16 protein-coding genes and 4 pseudogenes are annotated in these 16,667 nt (G+C 64.5%); 4 read left to right on the top strand and 16 right to left on the bottom strand.

What is annotated here, in order from left to right:
* The first annotated feature begins 2 nt into the window (after window positions 1–2).
* Complete coding sequence (locus GT370_RS01975) at window positions 3–125, top strand: hypothetical protein (RefSeq protein ID WP_270183805.1); 123 nt, start codon at window positions 3–5, stop codon at window positions 123–125.
* Window positions 86–1,537 (top strand): annotated as a pseudogene (locus GT370_RS21140) (ABC transporter ATP-binding protein/permease); the annotation flags it as partial. The gene GT370_RS01975 and the pseudogene GT370_RS21140, both read left to right, overlap by 40 nt.
* A gap of 339 nt (window positions 1,538–1,876) precedes the next feature.
* On the opposite strand, the gene GT370_RS21135 reads toward GT370_RS21140, so the two are convergent.
* Window positions 1,877–2,647: a Hint domain-containing protein gene (locus tag GT370_RS21135; RefSeq protein WP_442865524.1), complete on the bottom strand. Its 771-nt coding sequence runs from the start codon at window positions 2,645–2,647 to the stop codon at window positions 1,877–1,879.
* Between the two features lie 587 nt (window positions 2,648–3,234).
* Here GT370_RS21135 and GT370_RS01965 point away from each other — a divergent pair.
* On the top strand, window positions 3,235–3,387 hold the full coding sequence (locus GT370_RS01965; protein ID WP_155992634.1) for a DUF3309 domain-containing protein: 153 nt from the start codon (window positions 3,235–3,237) through the stop codon (window positions 3,385–3,387).
* A gap of 48 nt (window positions 3,388–3,435) precedes the next feature.
* Here the strand turns inward: GT370_RS01965 and mnmA are convergent.
* The 4 genes and pseudogenes from mnmA to cysE form a co-directional block, all read right to left on the bottom strand.
* Window positions 3,436–4,478 (bottom strand): annotated as a pseudogene (mnmA, locus tag GT370_RS01960) (tRNA 2-thiouridine(34) synthase MnmA).
* Window positions 4,479–4,520: 42 nt separating this feature from the next.
* The gene (locus GT370_RS01955; protein WP_008493495.1) at window positions 4,521–4,850 is read right to left on the bottom strand and encodes a ferredoxin family 2Fe-2S iron-sulfur cluster binding protein; all 330 of its coding nucleotides are present in this window, start codon (window positions 4,848–4,850) and stop codon (window positions 4,521–4,523) included.
* Between the two features lie 30 nt (window positions 4,851–4,880).
* The gene (locus tag GT370_RS01950) at window positions 4,881–5,972 is read right to left on the bottom strand and encodes a cysteine desulfurase family protein (RefSeq protein ID WP_270183803.1); all 1,092 of its coding nucleotides are present in this window, start codon (window positions 5,970–5,972) and stop codon (window positions 4,881–4,883) included.
* A gap of 9 nt (window positions 5,973–5,981) precedes the next feature.
* Window positions 5,982–6,644 carry a serine O-acetyltransferase gene (gene cysE, locus GT370_RS01945; protein WP_008493498.1) on the bottom strand — a complete coding sequence of 221 codons (663 nt, stop codon included), beginning with the start codon at window positions 6,642–6,644 and terminating at the stop codon, window positions 5,982–5,984.
* 301 nt (window positions 6,645–6,945) lie between these two features.
* Between cysE and GT370_RS01940 the strand changes: the two genes are divergently transcribed.
* Entirely contained in the window at window positions 6,946–7,611 is a 666-nt protein-coding gene (locus tag GT370_RS01940) for an alpha/beta hydrolase (RefSeq protein ID WP_008493499.1), read from the top strand.
* 82 nt (window positions 7,612–7,693) lie between these two features.
* Here GT370_RS01940 and GT370_RS20680 read toward each other — a convergent pair.
* The 11 genes and pseudogenes from GT370_RS20680 to GT370_RS01885 form a co-directional block, all read right to left on the bottom strand.
* Window positions 7,694–8,181: pseudogene (locus GT370_RS20680) on the bottom strand (chemotaxis protein CheW).
* 108 nt (window positions 8,182–8,289) lie between these two features.
* Window positions 8,290–8,664 carry a hypothetical protein gene (locus GT370_RS01930; RefSeq protein ID WP_144052676.1) on the bottom strand — a complete coding sequence of 125 codons (375 nt, stop codon included), beginning with the start codon at window positions 8,662–8,664 and terminating at the stop codon, window positions 8,290–8,292.
* 71 nt (window positions 8,665–8,735) lie between these two features.
* Window positions 8,736–9,311 (bottom strand): chemotaxis protein CheD, encoded by a 576-nt coding sequence (locus tag GT370_RS01925; protein ID WP_008493502.1) that lies wholly within the window; start codon window positions 9,309–9,311, stop codon window positions 8,736–8,738.
* Entirely contained in the window at window positions 9,308–10,339 is a 1,032-nt protein-coding gene (locus tag GT370_RS01920; protein WP_008493503.1) for a protein-glutamate methylesterase/protein-glutamine glutaminase, read from the bottom strand. The genes GT370_RS01925 and GT370_RS01920 overlap by 4 nt, the downstream gene beginning before the upstream one ends.
* Window positions 10,336–11,220, bottom strand: a complete 885-nt coding sequence (locus GT370_RS01915) for a CheR family methyltransferase (RefSeq protein ID WP_008493504.1) — start codon at window positions 11,218–11,220, stop codon at window positions 10,336–10,338. Before GT370_RS01915 ends, GT370_RS01920 begins: the two co-directional genes overlap by 4 nt.
* Window positions 11,220–11,684 (bottom strand): chemotaxis protein CheW, encoded by a 465-nt coding sequence (locus GT370_RS01910; RefSeq protein ID WP_008493506.1) that lies wholly within the window; start codon window positions 11,682–11,684, stop codon window positions 11,220–11,222. The genes GT370_RS01915 and GT370_RS01910 overlap by 1 nt, the downstream gene beginning before the upstream one ends.
* Window positions 11,681–13,429, bottom strand: coding sequence for a chemotaxis protein CheA (locus GT370_RS01905; RefSeq protein WP_270183801.1), 1,749 nt, complete (start codon window positions 13,427–13,429; stop codon window positions 11,681–11,683). Before GT370_RS01905 ends, GT370_RS01910 begins: the two co-directional genes overlap by 4 nt.
* Window positions 13,363–13,887 (bottom strand): Hpt domain-containing protein, encoded by a 525-nt coding sequence (locus GT370_RS01900; protein ID WP_270183800.1) that lies wholly within the window; start codon window positions 13,885–13,887, stop codon window positions 13,363–13,365. The genes GT370_RS01905 and GT370_RS01900 overlap by 67 nt, the downstream gene beginning before the upstream one ends.
* Window positions 13,888–13,904: 17 nt before the next feature.
* Window positions 13,905–14,269: pseudogene (locus GT370_RS01895) on the bottom strand (response regulator).
* Complete coding sequence (locus GT370_RS01890) at window positions 14,266–14,565, bottom strand: STAS domain-containing protein (protein ID WP_008493510.1); 300 nt, start codon at window positions 14,563–14,565, stop codon at window positions 14,266–14,268. The pseudogene GT370_RS01895 and the gene GT370_RS01890 overlap by 4 nt, the downstream one beginning before the upstream one ends.
* A 49-nt stretch (window positions 14,566–14,614) precedes the next feature.
* Complete coding sequence (locus GT370_RS01885; RefSeq protein ID WP_270183799.1) at window positions 14,615–16,573, bottom strand: methyl-accepting chemotaxis protein; 1,959 nt, start codon at window positions 16,571–16,573, stop codon at window positions 14,615–14,617.
* Between the last annotated feature and the right edge of the window lie 94 nt (window positions 16,574–16,667).

The following is a 16,667-nucleotide window of genomic DNA, read 5'->3' as shown; positions in this document are numbered from 1 at the left end:
CTTTGCGCCATGCGATGACGAATTTCCTCACCGGCTTCGCCGAGGGCGTCAGCCTGGCCAAGCCCTATTTCAAATCCGAGCAGAAATGGGTGGCCTGGGGCTGCTGGGCGCTGTGGTGGGGCTGAATCTGCTGCTGGTCGGGCTCAATGTGATCCTGACCTACTGGAATAATGATTTCTTCAACGCCATCCAGGCCTATGATTCGAAGATCGTCGTCGCCCTTCTCTACATGCCGGTGATACGGGTGCCGGGCAAAGGCGCCATGCCGGGCTTTCTCGAGCTGGTGGTGATCTATGTGCTGATCGCGGTCTACGCCACCTATCTCAGCCAGATGCTGCAGATCAAATGGCGGCAATGGCTGACCACCCATTATGTCGAAAACTGGCTGCAGGACCGGGCCTATTACAATATCTCGCTCTCCCACGCGCCCAGCTCGATCATCGACAACCCGGATCAGCGCATTTCCGAGGATTTGAATAATTTCACCACCAGCACGCTCTCGCTCGGCATCGATTTCATCACCAATGTGGTGACTCTGTTCAGCTTCGTGTTCGTGCTCTACAGCATCTCCGGCTCGATCACGCTGCTGGGCGTCACCATTCCCGGCTATATGCTGTGGGTGGCCATTCTGTACGCGCTGGTCGGCACCGGGCTGACCCATCTGATCGGCCGCAAGCTGGTGCCTTTGGCCTTCAACCAGCAGAAGCTGGAAGCGGATTTCCGTTACCGGCTGGTGCGCATCCGCGAGCATCCCGAGGCGATCGCGCTCTCCCATGGCGAGGCGCAGGAAGAGGGCGAACTGGTCGGCAGCTTTCAGTTCGTGCGGGATAATTTCTGGGCGATCATGCGCCGGACCAAGGCGCTGAATTTCTTCACCATCTCCTTCAATCAGGTGGCAAGTATCTTCCCGCTGGTGGTGATCCTGCCGCGCTATTTCGCCAAGAAGATCGGGCTGGGCGGGTTGAGCCAGATCCCGATGGTGTTCGGCCAGGTGCAGGGGGCACTCTCCTGGTTCGTCACCTCCTATTCCGGGCTTGTCGCCTGGCGCGCCACCGTCTCGCGTCTCTATGGCTTCCGCGAGGCGATGGAGACGGCGCGCGCCATGGCCGCCGGCGGACCGCGCTTGCAGGCGGGTGGCGAGGGTCTGGCGCTGCGCGATTTGACGCTGACCCTGCCCGATGGCCGCAAGCTGCTGGACCGTGCCAGCCTGACCTTGCCGCCGGGCGAGCTGGTGACGATTTCCGGCGCCTCCGGGACCGGTAAATCCACTTTGTTCCGGGCGCTGGCCGGGATCTGGCCCTATGGCCAGGGCGAGGTGACGCTGCCGCAGGGCAAGCTGCTGTTCCTGCCGCAAAAACCCTATTTCCCGCTGGGCACGTTGCGGCGCAATCTCGCTTATCCGGGGCCGGAAGCGGGGCTGGATGATGAAGCGGCGCGTGAGGCGCTGGCGGCGATGGGGCTGGGGCATCTGGCCGAGCGACTGGATGAGGCGGCGAATTGGGGGCTCGCACTTTCGGGGGGCGAACAGCAACGTTTGGCGCTGGCGCGGGCGATTCTGGCCAAGCCGGACTGGCTGTTTCTGGACGAGGCGACCTCGGCCCTGGATGTGGGGCTGGCGGGGAGATCCGCGGCGCGCTGCGGGCGCGTCTGCCGGGGACGACGATTGTGGCGATTACCCACCACGAACAAGGGCCGCGCCAGGTACGCTTCGCGCAAGCCCAGCTATCGCCTAATTTTTAAAAGTTTTTGGGGTGCAGCCCTTTTTTCAAAAAGGGCTGCAAAACGTCTGGGGCAGTGGCAACGCCGGTGCCACCGCCCCAAACGTTTGTGGGGACTTTTTGAAAAAAGTCCCCACACCCCCAAAAACTTTTGCTCTTTAAGCCAGTTTCAGGCCCGGCTGGCGGGCAGCGATGCGGGCACGGATCTGCGCCAGCCCCTCCCCCTCCAGGCAAAGCGGCGCGAAACTCTCCAGCTCGCGCCGGCGCTGCATCTCCGCCGGCAGCACCGCCATCGTCTTGTCCGCATTGTCGAACATGCTCCGATGGCCGGTATCCAGGAAGGATTCCACCGCGCAGCCCTCGGCAAACAAGGCGCCATGCGCCGTCAGCTCGATATGATAATAAACCACCCGCGAAACACTCTGATCCTGACGGATGGAATTCCAGTTGATCAGCATTTTCGCCGGCACCAGCACCCCTTCCAGATACAAGGCATGATCCGGCGAGAGGCAGAGGCGCCGGGATGGCACCCCCTCCTCCAGCGCGCCGGGCTCGATGATGACCGGGCGCAGCGCCTCTGGCCTTGCCGCCCCCTCCAGCGTCACCGCCCGCCGGCCGATCCAGATAATCTCCTCCTCGCCGCCCTCGGGCGTGATGACGCAATCCCCCACCCGCAGCGCCTCCACCCGTACCTCGCCGCGCGTGGTCAGGATCAGCGTGCCTTCGGCAAAGCAGGGATTCACCACCTGCTCGGCCGTGATCACCGCATCGATGAACGGGTTGTTGAGATTGCTGGCCGGATTCGCGCGCGGGGCGAAGGCGATATCCAGGCTCGCCTGATTGGCGACGCTGCCGAACAGGCCCAGCGCGATCTCGTCCAGAACCAGCTTCTCATTGGCATCCAGCGTGAACGCGTTTTCGGCGACCATCCCCACCGTGCCATTGTCGATCGTGGCATGGTAGCCGCTGAGTGCGGCCAAGGTGGCCTGATAGCCGAAGCTGGCATTGTCGGTGCCGGCGACGTCCAGAGTGCTGAACAGGCTGTCGATCGACTGGATGACGATCTCATCCCCGGCGATGCCGGCATAAGCGCCGGGACGCATATTGGCGACGGTGCCGCCGCCGAAACTCGCCACGGTCATGATGGTGCCGTTGATATCCGCCGTGCCGGCCACCAGCCCGGCGCGGGTGAAGAGCAGCACGCCATCGACCGTGCCGGTATTCTCGAAGGTCAGGTTGGTCGCGACGACGTAAGGCGAGGTGACCGTGAGGGTCTCGCCCGTGGTGATCAGCGAATTATAGCTCGAGTTCGACATGCTGCATCCCGTGTTCGCGCGCCAGAAGGCCGGTTTTTGACGGCCTATACCCAAGATTGTAGCGGAACCGGTTAATTACGCAATAAAATCGAAACCCCGCGCGACGATGAGACATTCATGAAAACCCCGCAAGCCAGCGGTGATGCGGGCGTCACCTCCTTATATCCGGATCACGATTTATGTCCGTCGAGGAGTTATTCATGCGCGCCTTGCTCATCATTCTGCTCATCCTGCTGCTGCTGGGCGGCGGCTTTGGCCTGCATGGCGGGCTGTTCGTCGGCACCGGCGGGATTTACTATGGCGGCGGCTTCGGGCTGCTGCTGATCGTGATCCTGGTGCTGCTGATTTTGTAACGCGACGCCGATTTCGCAGCGCTACGATGATATTCGAAGCGCTGCGATTCAGGCCGCGATGAAGCCGCCGCCCAGGATGCGCGAACCTTCATAGAACACCGCCGCCTGGCCGGGGCGGCAATCGCCGGCTCGTCCAGCTCCAGCACGGCCCCGCTGCCATCCGGGCGGATGCTGGCCGGGTGCAAACTGTCGCGGGCGCGCAGCTTCACCGAGGCGCGCAATGCGCCCGGCGCGGTCAGCCAGTTCACGTCCCGCAATTTGACGATGCGGCTCTGGCTGCCGCGCGGGCCGACGATGATGCGCCTGGTGCCGGGCTCAATGGCTTTCACCACCATATGGGCGGCCTTGTCCGGCAGGCGCTTGGCCTGGCCGATCGTGTAGCGGGCGATGCCCTGATGGGTACCCAGCACGCGGCCATCCTCGGCCACCACCTCGCCCTCGGACAGCGCGTCCGGGCGGAATTTTTCCACGATCTTGTCGTAGCTGCCGGTGGGGACGAAGCAGATATCCTGGCTGTCGGCCTTCTCGGCGACGGCGAGGCCCATTTCGGCGGCGATTTCGCGCACCTGCGCCTTGGAGGCGTAGCCGCCGAGCGGGAAGCGGCAGAATTCCAGCTGCGCCTGGGTGGTGGCGAAGAGGAACCAGCTCTGGTCGCGGGTTTCATCCACCGCCTTGTGCATTTCCGCGCCGTTAGGGCCGTCCAAACGGCGGACATAATGGCCGGTGGCCAACGCGTCGGCGCCGAGATCCTTGGCCATGTCCAGCAGATCGCCGAATTTCAGATGCTGGTTGCAGGCGATGCACGGCACCGGGGTCTGGCCATCCGCATAGGAATCCGCGAAGGCGGCCATAACGCTCTGCTTGAAGCGGGTTTCGCTGTCGATCACGTAATGGGCGATGCCGAGTCTATCCGCGACGCGCTTGGCATCGCTGATATCCTGCCCGGCACAGCACGCGCCCTTGCGCCCCACCGCCGCCCCATGGTCGTAGAGCTGCAGCGTGACGCCGATCACCTCGTGCCCCTCGCGCGCCATCAGCCCGGCCACGACCGAGCTATCGACGCCGCCGGACATGGCGACCACGACTTTCATATTAGCTCTTTTTGGAGCGCGGCCGCCCCACCATCCCCGCGCTCATTTGCCGGCATTCCGGGTGGCGGAAGGGAGCTTGACCACCAAGCCGTCCAGCGCCTCGGACATCACGATCTGGCAGCCCAGGCGCGAGGTCTTTTCCAAACCGAAGGCGAGGTCCAGCATATCTTCCTCGTCCTCGGACGGGCCTTTCAGCTTCCCGAACCAGTCCGGGTCCACGATCACGTGGCAGGTCGAGCAGGCGAGCGAGCCCTCGCAGGCGCCTTCGATGTCGACGCCATGCTTATGCGCCACTTCCAGCACCGACAGCCCGACCGGGGCCTCGACCTCGCGGCTGCTGCCGTCTCGCTCGATGAAAGTCATTTTCGGCATGAAATATCCTTGAATTCGCTTCGGCGGTGCTTACGCCGATTGGGCGGTTTTCCGCAAGGCGCGGCGTGCCATGGGCTCATAGGCCGCCTGGAAGGCGCGCACCATTTCAACATCGGCATTCCAGGGCAGAGAGACGCGGATGGCTTGGCCGGCGAGATCCCCCTGCCCCATCGCCAGCAGCACATGGCTGGCGGTGACCTTGCCCGAGGAGCAGGCGGAGCCGGCGGAGACGCAGATGCCCGCCATGTCCAGCCCGATCAGCTGGGTTTCGGCGCGCACGCCGGGCAGAGCGAGGCAGATGGTGTTGGGCAGGCGCGGCGCCCCGGCGCCGATGGCAACCGCCCCCGCCGCCAGGGCGGCCTGTTCGATCTCATCGCGCCAGCCGGCGATCTGCGCGGCGTCGTACGGGGCGCCCAAAGCAGCGGCGAGGCCGGCGATGGCGGGCAGCGCCGGGGTGCCGCCGCGCCTTCCCAGCTCCTGGCCGCCGCCTTTGATCAGCGCCCGGATTTCCAGATTTTCCCGCACCACCAGCGCCCCCGCCCCGGGCGGGCCGCCGAATTTATGGCCGGAAAGGGCGAGGCTGGCGGCCCCCAGGGCCAGCCAGCCCTGGTTGCAGCGGCCAATGGCCTGCACCGCATCCACATGCAGCAGCGCCCCGGCCTCGGCGCAAAGGGCGGCGGCGGCGGCGATGTCGTGCAGCACGCCGGTCTCGTTATTCGCCGCCATCAGGCAGACCAGGGCGCCGGGATGGGCGGCGAGCAGGGATTTCAGCGCGGCGAGATCCATCTGGCCGTCCGGCTGCACCGGGATGATTTCGGCGTGGGGGGCGGCGGCGCGGATGGCGTCATGCTCAGTGGCGCCGATCAGGATCGGGCGGTCGCGGCCCAGCGCGTGGAGGGCCAGGGCGTTGGCCTCCGTCGCGCCGGCGCAGAAGATCACGTCCGCCGGGCGGGCGGCGCAGAATGAAGCCACCCGCTCGCGGGCTTCTTCCAGGATTTTGCGCGCGGCGCGGCCGGCCTGGTGCACGGAGGCGGGGTTGCCGCCGGTCTCCATCGCCGCCAGCGCCGCGGCGCGGGCCTGCGGGCGCAGCGGCTCGGTGGCATTCGCGTCAAGATAGATCATCTTACCGGTTTACAGCCGCTCATCCTGCCGCTCGTGCACCTGCAGCCGAGCTTCCAGCGCCGTCAGCTCAGTGCGCAGCAGCTCGATTTCATGAAACAGCGGGTCGATGCAGGGATCGCAGGGCGTGCCATAGGCGTCGAAACGCGGCTTGCGGGCCTCGCGCTCCACCGGCCGGGCGGGGATGCCCACAACCGTGGTGCCCGCCGGCACCGGGGCCACGACCACCGCGTTGGCGCCGATGCGCGCCCCCTCCCCCACTGTGATCGCGCCCAGCACCTTCGCACCGGCGCCGATGATGACATTATTGCCGATGGTCGGGTGGCGCTTGCCTTGCGCGCTGCTGGTGCCGCCTAGCGTAACCTGATGATAAATATAGACATCATCGCCGATTTCGGCGGTCTCGCCGATCACCACCCCCATGCCGTGATCGATCACCAGGCGCTGGCCGATGGTCGCCCCCGGATGGATTTCGATGCCGGTGAGGAAGCGTCCGAGATGCGAGAGCCAGCGCCCGAGCGTGATGAAACCCGCCCTCCAGACCGCGTGGGCGAGCCGATGCATCACCACCGCATGCAATCCAGGATAGCAGAGCCAAACCTCCAGCATGGAGCGCGCGGCGGGGTCGCGCTCGCGGTAGGCTCGGGCAGTCTCGCGCAAAAACATGAAAGGCATGCGAATTTCCGTGGATAAACAGCCGGGAAGCAGTCTATATTGAAAAGCCTGAGACGATTTTAGATGTTGAGAGACATCCGTAACCTTAGTCACGACCTTGAAGGAGCATTTAGGTATCAAAGCCTTCCTGGTCAATTAATACGGTTAGCAGGGAGAGTTATTTTCCGCGCAGCGGACAAGCTGTAGAAAATCCTGTCCACACTCTGTGCCACCCCTGGTGCGTCACGCTTTTCTTTACGGTTTCCAGCCGGGGAAGGCTTCGAGGATCGGGGCTGCCAAACGATGAAAGACGAGTTCGAGTATGCCTGAAGTGATGTTTGCTGGCCCGGAGGGCCGTCTAGAGGGTCGTTATCACCATGCGAAAGAGCGTGGCGCCCCGCTGGCCCTGGTTCTGCACCCCCACCCGCTGCATGGCGGCACCATGAATAACCGCATCACCTATACGATGTACCAGGTGTTCCAGCGCCTGGGCTTCTCCGTGATGCGCTTCAATTTCCGTGGCGTTGGCCGCAGCCAGAGCAAGTTTGATGGCGGCATGGGCGAGATCAACGATGCCGCGGCGGCTTTGGACTGGATGCAGGCGTTGAACCCTGGCCATGGCGGGCTGTGGATCTCCGGCTATTCCTTCGGCGCCTTCGTCGGCATGCAGCTGCTGATGCGCCGCCCGGAAGTCTCCGGCTGGGTCTCGGTGGCGCTGCCGGCCGCCGGCTATGATTTCGGCTTCCTCGCCCCCTGCCCCACTGGCGGGCTGATCATCCATGGCGACGCGGATGAGCTGGTGCCGGAGAATTCCGTGCGCAAGCTGGTCGATAAGCTGAACCAGCAGAAAGGTGTGGCCATCGATTACCGCGTGTTCGAGGGCGCTGACCATGTCTTCGCCAACCATGCGGAGAAGGTGAGCGAGGCGGTGGAAGGCTATGTCAGCCAGTCCTTGGCGCGCAAGCAGATGGCGCTGGCGGCGGACTGAACCGCTCCTTTTGCCCAACAAAAACCGCCGAGACAAAAAACCGCCCTTTCGGGCGGTTTTTTTATGCGCGCGTGGCTGCGGTTCAGGCGGCGGCCCTTTCGGCCATTTGCTGCACGCTCTCCTCCGGGATCAGACTGCCAATGGCGAGGATGGAGATGATGCGGTTATCCATCATCACCAGCCCCTGGATGAATTCGCGCGGCATCTCGCTGCCAGTATCGGGGGTGCGCTGGCGCATTTCATCGGTGACGGTGATGATATCGCACACCGCATCCACCAGCAGCCCGGCGGCGCGGCCCTGATGCTCCACCACCACCACCACGGAGGCTGCCCCGGCTCCGCGGCGGAGAGGCCGAGCCGTTCCGCCAGATCCACCACCACCAGCACACTGCCGCGCAGATTGATCATGCCTTTGATGAAATGCGGCGCGTAAGGCAGGTGGGTGGAGGCGATCCAGCCGCGGATTTCCCGGATGGAACGGATATCGAACGCGAATTCCTGCGCGCCTAAGCGGACGGAGAGGAACTCCGCGCGATGCTCATTGGCTTTATATTCGGCCTGATGGGACATGATCTCTCGCTTGCGTTGGCTCGGGTTTGGAGGTTTTCGGGTTTTTGACCGGCCACCCGCCGGCAATTTCAGCCTAGGGCGAACGGGTTAAAATTTGGTGGACGGGGTTTAGAACAGCTCCAGCTCGCCCGAGAGATGGCCCTGATCCAGCGGCACGGGCGCGCCTTTCAGCCGGTATTGCAGCTCGGCCAGCCGGATCGAGGAGAGCGCGTTGCGCGAATCCACCGCCAGATCATCAGGCAGCATCGCGCTGATATCGAGAATATAGCCCGAAAGTGCCGCCAGCCGCTGGGAGAGCAGGTCCAGGGACTGCACATCGCGGTGACATTCAGGGTCCAGCGCCAGGCGGCGCACGGCCGGGCTGAGGCTGAGCTGAAAACTATCGGTAAAATGCCCAAGCTCCCGAAATTCCTCACCGATGGCGGTAAGGATGGAGCGCAGGGGGGTATGGTGGTCAGCGGCTTGGGAATTAAAATTCGTCATCATACCACTCCTATGCTTCAGCTTTGCGTCTCCCCCGGCGCTGTGCAGGCCTGCCGGGGTGACCGATCCGTTCAGAACAATTCCACCTGTCCAGCGCCGGAGCGCAGAACCGGTTGGCGCGTGGTTTCTTCGCGCATGATCGATTCCGTCTCCTTCTGCAGCAGCGCCTGGCGGGCGCGCCCGCCAACCGGCCAGAACTGGATGCGCCGCCCATGCACGCCGCGCAGGCTGCCCCCGACCAGCTCGATGCCCTCCTCGCGCAGAAACGCCTCGGCAAAGCTGGCATTGAGGGCGCCGATATCGGTCAGCCCCTTGATCATCGCCGCACCGCCAAACAGCTTCGCCTTCATGCGGGGCTTATGGGCGCCCATGCGCAAAAGATCGTTGATCAGCAGCTCCATCAGATTGACGCCGTAGCGCTGCGCGTCGCTACGCGGTGCCGGGGTGCGGGCATTGGCATCGCCGGGCAGAAGGAAATGGTTCATGCCCCCGACCTTTGCCGCCGGATCCCAGATGCAGGCCGCGATGCAGGAGCCGAGAATGGTGGTCAGCACCGCGTTGGGGTCGTTATCCACATGATGAAAGCCCTGAACGATATTGATCCGCTTCTCCCGCCCGGCGGGCGAGGAGAGATTGGAGAGACTCATGCGACGGAGCTCCTTTGCCGGGTATTGGTCAGGGCAAGGATCTGCCCGCCGATTTTGTCGAGCGGGCATTGCTTGGCCACCGCCCCCAGCTCATAGGCCACACGCGGCATGCCATAGACGACGCAGCTCGCCGCATCCTGCCCCAGCGTCTCGGCGCCGGCCCGGCGCATCGCCAGCAGCCCCTCCGCCCCGTCATTGCCGAGGCCGGTGAGGATCACCCCGACCGCCTGCGCCCCGGCTTGCTTCGCGACGGAATTGAACATCACATCCACCGAGGGGCGATGGCCATTGACCTTGTCCGCCTGGCTGAGCTGCAAGGTGAACTGGCTGCGCCCGGAGATTTCCATATGGTGATCGCCAGGGCAGAGATAGATATGGCCTGTCTCCAGCCGCATACCCGGTTCCGCCTCGCGGGCCTGCGGGCGGCATAATTTATCCAGCCTGGCGGCGAAGCTGCGGGTGAAGCTGGGCGGCATGTGCTGGCTGACCAAAGTGGGCGGGCAATTGGCCGGGAATTTCGAAAAAATCTCGATCAACGCCTCGACCCCGCCGGTGGAGGAGCCGATCGCGACGATCTTGCCGTCCGGATCGTAATTCTGCACCGGGCTGAACGCGGCTTCGCGCAAGGGCCGGCGCCGCCGCCCCGATTGCGCCGCCGCCTTCACCTTTTCCGCCAGCAGCCGGAAACTATCCGGCGCGTAGGAGGAGGGCTTGGCCACGCAATCAAAGGCACCGATTTCCAGGGCACGCAGATTCACATCCGCCCCGGCCTGGGTAAGGGTGGAGACCATCACCACCGGTGTCGGCCGCAACCGCATGATTTTATCCAGGAAGGAAATACCGTCCATGTTCGGCATTTCGATATCCAGCGTGATCACATCCGGGGCGAGCTGCTTGATCATTTGCCGCGCCTCCAGCGGATCACCCGCCTGGCCGACAACTTCGATCTGCGGGTCCGATCGCAGCGTTGCGGTGATGAGGCCGCGCATGGTGGCGGAATCATCCACGACGATGACACGAATACTCATGTCCTGGCGCCTCCAGCGCGTTTGCGGTAGATGGTCACGCCATCACTGACCAGAAGCTGCTCCGCCGCGCCCGAAACACGTTCGGAATGACCGATATAGAGCGCGCCTGCATCTTCCAGTAATGGCGTGAAGCGCGACCAGATCCGTTCCTGAGTCGGGTTATCGAAATAGATCACGACATTGCGGCAGAAAATAATCTGGAACTTGCCTTTCATCGGCCATTGGCCAATGAGATTCAGCGGCTTGAAGCTGATGAGTTGGCGCAGCTCGGGGGCGGCCTGATAATGCTCCCTGCCATTGCTCACCGGTTTGAACCAGGCTTGCCGCAAAGCCGGCGGCACCGGTTCCAGCTGGGAGTCCTCGTAAATGCCCGCCATGGCGGTGGCGAGAACATTCTGGTCGATATCAGAGGCCAGGATGCGGATATCGAAACGCGGCGCGTCCGGCATCTCCTGCAGCAGGGTCAGCGCCATCGAATAGGGCTCCGGCCCGGAGGAGCAAGCGGCCGACCAAAGCCGGATTTTCTCGCCCGCCCGGGCACGCCGGATCAACCCGGGCAGCATCTTCGTGCGCATATGCTCGAAATGATGCGGTTCGCGGAAAAACCGCGTCACATTGGTGGTCAAGGCGGCGACCAGCTCGCGCCGTTCCTGTTTACCCTCCGGCGCCTCCACCAGCGCGCAATATTCCGCGAAGCCGGGCAGGCCGAGCTTGCGCACGCGCTTGGCGAGGCGGGAATAGACCAGATTGGCCTTCGCGGTGGAGAGGGTGATGCCGGTTTCCTGCATCATCAGCCGGGAGATCAGCTCCAGATCGGCCGCGGTAAAGCGAAATTCGCTGTTCTCCACCAAAACTTTGGCTGTGGCGGTGAGCTGGGCCATCAGGCCGCCTCCAGCTCATCCGCCGGCAGCACGTCGTCCAGCGTGATCAGGCTCACCATGCGCCCATCCATTGGCAACAAGCCCTTGACGAAGCCTTTCACCAGATCCGATGTCACATCCGGCACCGTCTGGATGAGATTATCGTTAGCGGTGAGAATATCCGAGACCGCATCGACGAGAATTCCGATCTGGCGCTGCGCCAGCTGGACCACGATGATGACATTGCGCGCCGTCGGCTCCGTGCCCGGCATGCCGAGCCGGGTGGCGAGATCGACAATCGGCAGCACCGCGCCGCGCAGATTGATGACGCCCTTCACATAACGCGGCGCGCGCGGCAGGGTGGTGGCCGCGGTCCAGCCGCGAATTTCGCGCACCATCATCACATTGATGCAGAATTCCTGCCGGCCAACACGAAAGGCAATCAATTCGCGCCCTTCGCCCAGACGCTCCAAAACATCGCTCATGCCGCCCTCCCGCTCAATTCAAGCGCCTTCATCTCGGCGGAATTGCGATTCATGTCGGCGCCGGCATTCACCACCACCGCATCCACATCGACAATCAACGCCACCCGCCCATCTCCCATCACCGTCGCCGCGGCGACGCCGGGCACGGCGCGATAATTGGCCTCCAGACTCTTGATGACGACCTGGCGCTGGCCGTGGATCGCATCCACCATCAGCACCGCGCGCGCGCCGCCCTCGCCTTCCACCAACAGCGCCACGCTCTGTTCCGGGTCGGCATGTTTCGTGCTGTAGCCAAGGCAAAACGCGACATCGACCACCGGCACATAGCCGCCGCGCAGGGCCAGCATGTTGAGATCCCCATCCAGCGGGAACACATCCTTGGCACGGGGCTTCAGCGTTTCCATGATGGCGCCGAGCGGGATGATCAGCGTGTTGCCCTGGGCGGAAACGACCATGCCATCCAGCACCGCCAGAGTCAGCGGCAGCGAGAGGGTAAAGGTCGAGCCCTGGCCGGGCCGGGAGGAAATCGAAATCCTGCCGCCCAACGCCTGGATGGATTGGCGCACCACATCCATGCCGACGCCGCGGCCGGAAATATCGGAAACTTTCGCCGCCGTGGAAAACCCTGGCAGGAAGATGAGATTATCGATCTCTTCATCGCTGAGCTGGGCATCCGCGGTGATCACGCCATTTTCGATCGCCTTCTGGCGCACGCGGGCGCGGTTGATGCCACCGCCATCATCGGCGACTTCCAGCACGATGCGCCCGGAACGATGCACGGCGGTCAGCCGTACCGTGCCCTCGGCCGGCTTGCCGGCGGCAAGCCGCGCCTCTGTGGGTTCCAGCCCATGATCGATGGCGTTGCGGATCATATGGGTCAGCGGATCGGCGATGCGTTCGATGACGGTTTTATCAACCTCCGTCGCCTCGCCTTCGGTGACCAGCTTGACCTGCTTGTTGGTCATCGCCGCCACTTCGCGCACCAGGCGCGGCATGCGCTGGAACACCGAGCGCACCGGCTGGGCGCGGATGGCCATCACGCTATCCTGGATTTCACGGGTCAGATGCTCAAGCTCTTCCAACGCCATGGCCACGCCGGAGGAGCGCGCGATGCCGGCTTCCAGCACTCGCTGGCTCAGCATCGCCTCATTGATGACAAGCTCGCCGACCAGATCGATCATGCGATCCACCCGGTCGAGATCGACACGGATGGTGGCGCCGACGGCATTCGCGGCCTCGGCCTTGGCGGCCATGGCCTGCACCGCCGGGTTGGCGGGGCCAGGTTCGGGCGGCGCGGCGGGTTTGGGGGCGGGGGAGCCGCGCGGGGGGCGCGGCTTCTGGCACGGCCGGGGCGCGGGCTCCTCCGGCGCCTCATCCTGCGGCTCGGAAGGCGGGAAGAATTCGAAGCAGAAGCCGTTATCGCCGGTGATCACCGTGCCGGGTGCGAAGCCGGATTCATCCGTGGCCGGGGCGGTGGCGCCTTCTGGCCCGGCATCGTGCCGGGTGATGCTGAGCCGGCAATCATCCTCGACAAATTCAAAGAGATCGGCAATTTCTTCCTTGCTGCAATCGCTGTTCAGAAGAATGCGCCAGGAGAGATAGGCACCTTCCGGGTCCAGCTCTTGCAGTTCCGGCAGTTCGCTGTCATCCAGCGTCACCTGCGTTTCGCCCAACCTTTTCAGCTCGCGCAACAGCAAGGCGGCTTCATTGGCCTTGGCATAAAGCGCCGGGTGCGGGGTGAACAATATCTCCCAATGCCCGGCGGCTTCCGGCGCTGGGCTGCTGGGGGGCGTGGATGCGGACTCCGGCGCGGCGCCGGCCTGGTCGATCTGGTTGAATTCCCCGTCACGGCGGCGATGCGGGCTTCGTCCACGCTGCCGCCATCACGCGCGGCGCGGACGAGATCCGCCAGAATATCCGCCGCGCGCAGGAACACCGCGACCACCGGCGGCGAGGCTACCAGCAGGCCGGAGCGGACCTTGTCCAGCGCGGTCTCGAACACATGCGCAAAGCGCACCAGCGCGTCGAGCGCGAAAATGCCCGCCCCGCCCTTCATCGAATGCACGGCGCGGAATACGGCATTCACCGTTTCGGCTTCGGCGGTGCCATTCTCCATGGCGATCAGCCCGGTTTCCAGTTCTGCGAGCTGCTCCTCGCATTCCTGGAAAAACGTATCTCGGATTGCGGCTAACGGGTCTTCCATGCGGCCCTCCTTGAGGCTCAGGCGGCGACGCGGCGGATCGCATCCACCAGCTTCTCGGGTCGAAGGGCTTCACGATCCAGCCGGTGGCGCCGGCCTCACGCGCGCGGTTCTTCTTTTCGATATCCACCTCGGTGGTGAGCACCAGCACCGGGGTGGCGCGGCGGGCCTCGTCTTGGCGCACGGCCTGGATGAAGCCGAACCCGTCCATGCGCGGCATATTGATATCGGTCACGATGACATCCGGGGATTCGGAGGCCAGAATCTCCAGCCCGTGCAGCCCGTCCTCCGCCTGGATGACGCGGAATCCCGCCGCCACCAGGGAATGTCGCAACATGTCCCGCATCGCGCGGGAATCATCGACGGTCAAAATGGTCATGCTCATGGTTTCGGTTCCCCGCAAATATCGTTGGCCTGGTGCGTCAGATCGTCAGGTTTCAGCCCCATCAGCTCCAGCGAGGTGATGAGATCCTCGGACGGGCTATGCAGAGTCAGGCTATGGTCCTCCGCCGCCCAGGCGAGGCGGGCGGCCAGCAGCACCTGCAGGCATTGCCCGCCTAGACGCTGCACCTGGGCGCCGTTGAGGCAGACATCCTGGCCGCGCCGTTGCAGGAACATCTCCTGCAAGGCGGGGGCGGCCACCAGATCCATCACCGCCGGCAATTCGATCTCGTCTGTCATGGTCTCGACCTTCGCTGCCAATCATTCATGTTTGGTTACGGGGACTGGATCAGAATTCGTCCCAATCATCCGCGCCGGCGGGTTGCGGCTGCATCGGCGCGGCTGCGGGCGCGCTGGCCCGGGGCGCCGGGGCGGTGTGCTTGGGCGCCGGGCGGGCCGCCTTCGGCTTGGCCGGCGCCGGGCGGGCATGCGCGGCGGGCGCGCTGGCCGGCACATCGCCGATCTTGAACTGGTTCACCAGCCGGGCCAGCTCGTCCGCCTCGGCGGCGAGGGAGTGGCTGGCGGCGGTGCTTTCCTCGACCATCGCGGCATTTTGCTGCGTCACCTGGTCCATCTGGTTGACCGCGCTGTTCACCTCGGCCAGGCCTGTCGCCTGTTCCTGGGCGGAGCCGGCGATATCGGTCACCAACACATTCAGCCGCGCCACCTGTTCGACGATGCGGGTAAGCGCCTGGCCGGTTTCATTCACCAGCCGCACCCCGACCTGAACCTGCGCGCCGGAGGCGTTGATCAGGGTCTTGATCTCCTTCGCCGCATCGGCCGAGCGCTGGGCCAGGGCCCGCACCTCGGTGGCGACCACGGCGAAGCCCCGCCCGGCATCGCCGGCACGCGCCGCCTCGACCCCGGCATTCAGCGCCAGCAGATTGGTCTGGAAGGCGATTTCGTCGATGACGCCGATGATGTTGGAAATCTTCTTGGAGGATTCCTCGATCCCGCCCATCGCGGTGACGGTCTCGCCGACCACCAGCCCGGAGCGCTCGGCATCCAGTTTCGCCTCGTTCACCACACCGCGGGCCTCGTTGGCGCCTTCGGAGGATTTACGCACGGTGGCGGTGATCTCTTCCAGCGCCGCGGCGGTTTCTTCCAGGCTGGCGGCCTGCTGCTCGGTGCGGCGGGCGAGGTCGTCCGAGCTTTGGGTGATCTCGCCGGCGCTGGCGCGCACGCCCTGGGCGTTGGCGGCAATCTGCTGCATGGTCTGCTGCAGCGTCGCCACCGCCTTGTTGAAATCGGTCCGCAGTTTTTCATATTCGTCGGAGAATTGCTGATCGATCCGGAACATCAGGTCGCCCACGGAGAGGCGCTCCAGCCCATCGGCCAGGCTTTCCACCACCTTCGCCAGCATCGCGGCGGCCTGTTCGCGGGCGGCGGCGGCCTGGGCGCGTTCGGCCTCGGCGGTGGCGGCGGTGCGGCGCGCCTCTTCCTCGACACGCTGCTTCTCCAGCCCGGCCTGCTTGAAGACCATGACGGCGCCGGCCATCTGCCCGACCTCGTCCTTGCGGCCCATCTCCGGCACCTCGGCCGCGAGATCCCCACCGGAGAGGCGCGCCATCGCGTCACGCAGGCGGGTCAGCGGGTTGGAGACCCAGGCGGCGATGGCGAAATAGGAGCCGATGGCCACGGCGGCGAGGGCCAGCACGATGCCGATGAGCGACGTCCACATCGTATAAGCGGCGCCGCGCTGCACAGCGTCCAGCTGCGTGGTTGCCAGCTGCGTCAGTTGATCGCGTTCCGCCCGCAAGTCCTGGGCCAAAGGCGGGAAGACGCTGGCGCAATTCTGGTTGAATTCTGTCTGCGCCGCCTCGTTACCTGCCAGCGTGGTGGAGGCATTGCCCATCTGCTCCGCTTTGGCGCAGCTGGCATCAAAGGCGGCATCGCCACGTTGGCGCAGCTGGTTCAGAGCATCGGCCTGCGCCGGAACCAGGTTAGCGGCCTGGGTCATGGAATTGTCGAAGACCGCGCGTGCGTCGGTGATTTCCTTGCTGGCCTGCGCGTCGACGTCAGCGCCCAACGTGATCAGCAGCCATTCCAGCGCGGCGTGCTGGCGCTGCAAGGCGCCGTTGGCATTGGCGACATCCAAAGCCGCCTGCATGCTCGTGGCGTTGATCTGCCCGCCCCGGTCGGCGACCGTGCGGATCTGCGTGGCGACGAAGCCGGTGGCGATAAGGGCGACCAGCCCCAACACGCCGAGCACGGCAAGGAATTTAACGATGATCGGCTGGTTCTTCATATCGGCCCCTCGGGAATGGAACGGCCGGGACCTCCGCCCCGGCGGCACCCGCGAAGGGCGCTTGGGGCGGTGATAATGAATGAAACTTAAGGTT

The sequence above is a fragment of the Acidocella sp. MX-AZ03 genome (genome assembly GCF_027626035.1).
GTDB lineage: Bacteria > Pseudomonadota > Alphaproteobacteria > Acetobacterales > Acetobacteraceae > Acidocella > Acidocella facilis.
The sequence above is the reverse complement of the archived record's forward strand: the minus strand, read 5'-3'. Positions and strand labels throughout refer to the sequence as shown.